General features: G+C 69.8%; 1 protein-coding gene. It reads left to right on the top strand.

The features are described 5' to 3' along the window. Nucleotides 1-45 precede the first annotated feature (45 nt). Nucleotides 46-1,500 carry an AAA family ATPase gene (locus tag PLL68_RS14930; protein ID WP_324535442.1) on the top strand — a complete coding sequence of 485 codons (1,455 nt, stop codon included), beginning with the start codon at nucleotides 46-48 and terminating at the stop codon, nucleotides 1,498-1,500. Nucleotides 1,501-1,601: the final 101 nt, after the last annotated feature.

The raw sequence follows: 1,601 nt of genomic DNA, 5'->3' as shown, positions 1-1,601 counted from the left end.
TCGGTCTCCCCCTCGGGCGAGGCTGGGGCCGGTAGCGTCGTGGTCGTGGATGAGCGCACGTGGGATGTGATGTCGTCGTTCCAGCGGTTCGTGGATGAGGCGTTGGAGGTGGTGCGTGCGGGTGCGCAGGGGGGCGGCCCGCTGCTGGGGGAGGTGGTCGAGCGGCACCTTGGCGTCGACCCGGCGACGGTGCCGGTGGTGCGGTTGGACGTGCCGAGCCACCAGTTCGTGAATCTGGACGTGGCGGTGGAGGCCCTTCTGGCGGACCACGGGGGTGGGGAGCTGGTCGGGATCGGCGGTGGGGACCAGCGCCATCACCAGACGTTCGGTGACATGCTGGCCCGCCGAGGGGCGTGGGGGACCCCGGTCGGGGCGGTGGACCGGGCGCGGGTGGACACCGGGCCGACGTCTTCGCGTGAGGCGGTCGCGCTGGGGGTGCATCTGTTCCACTTCGATGGCGCTGCGGTGGCGGTGTTGCAGCGGGCGGCGAACCGGCAGTACGACAACGCGTGCCGGTTGGAGGTGGTCGCCACCGGTGAGGTCTCCGAGCTGCTGCTGGCTCAGGTGCGCCGGCTGATGGTGGAGCGCAGTGTGTTCCGGGGGCAGGTTCTGGCCTTCGACCTCACGGGAGGCATGTACGAGCCCAGCGCGGGCGGGATCCGGTTCCTGGAGCGTCCGGCGCTGGCAGCGGAGGAGGTGGTTCTGCCTGAGGGGACGCTGGCCCGGGTGGAGCGCCATGTGGTTGGTGCGGTGCGGCACCGCGACGCGTTGCGGGCTGCAGGGCAGCACCTCAAGCGTGGTCTGCTGCTGTACGGTCCGCCCGGCACGGGCAAGACGCACACGGTGCGTTACCTGCTCGCGGCGATGCCCGGAGTGACCTGCGTGGTGCTGTCGGGCAACGCTTTGGGGTTGGTGTCCGATGCCACCGAGCTGGCGCACGCGTTGCAGCCGGCGGTCGTGGTGCTCGAGGACGTAGACCTGATCGCCGAGCACCGTGAGATGCACATGGGCCCGCAGCCGCTGCTGTTCACCTTGCTCGATGCGATGGACGGGCTGACCGCTGAGGCCGATGTGGCGTTCATCCTGACCACCAACCGCGCGGACCTGCTCGAGTCAGCTTTGAGCCAACGCCCGGGCCGGGTCGACCTGGCCGTGGAGATCCCTCTGCCCGATGAGACCGCTCGCCGTGCACTGCTGGGCTTGTACGCTCGCGACCTGCCGGTGACCCCCGCTGCCCTGGACGACGCTGCACAGCGGTGCGGCGGTGTGACTGCCTCGTTCTTCAAGGAGCTGGCCCGGCGCACGGTGCTCTCGGCCGCCGAGGCCAATCGCCGCGTCGAGGACTCGGTCCTGACCGCCGCTGTCACCGAGATGCTCAGCGACAGCGAGCAACTCACCCGCGCCCTGCTCGGCAGCACGCCCGAAGGGGACGGCGGTCAAGCCATGCACGATGCTGAGCACTGGCCCCTGATGGCGGACCCAGGCCTGGCGTCCAGCTAGCCTGCGATGACCGAGACGGCCACGCTGCCACAAGGGACCGTGGGTGAAGCAACTCGGACATACATAATCTCAGCGCAGAGACACGCCCCAGATGCATAACG

Source organism: Ornithinibacter sp., assembly GCF_035443565.1.
Taxonomy (GTDB): Bacteria; Actinomycetota; Actinomycetes; order Actinomycetales; family Dermatophilaceae; genus Fodinibacter.
Note: the sequence above shows the minus strand (reverse complement) of the source record. Positions and strands in the feature narration are given on the sequence as shown.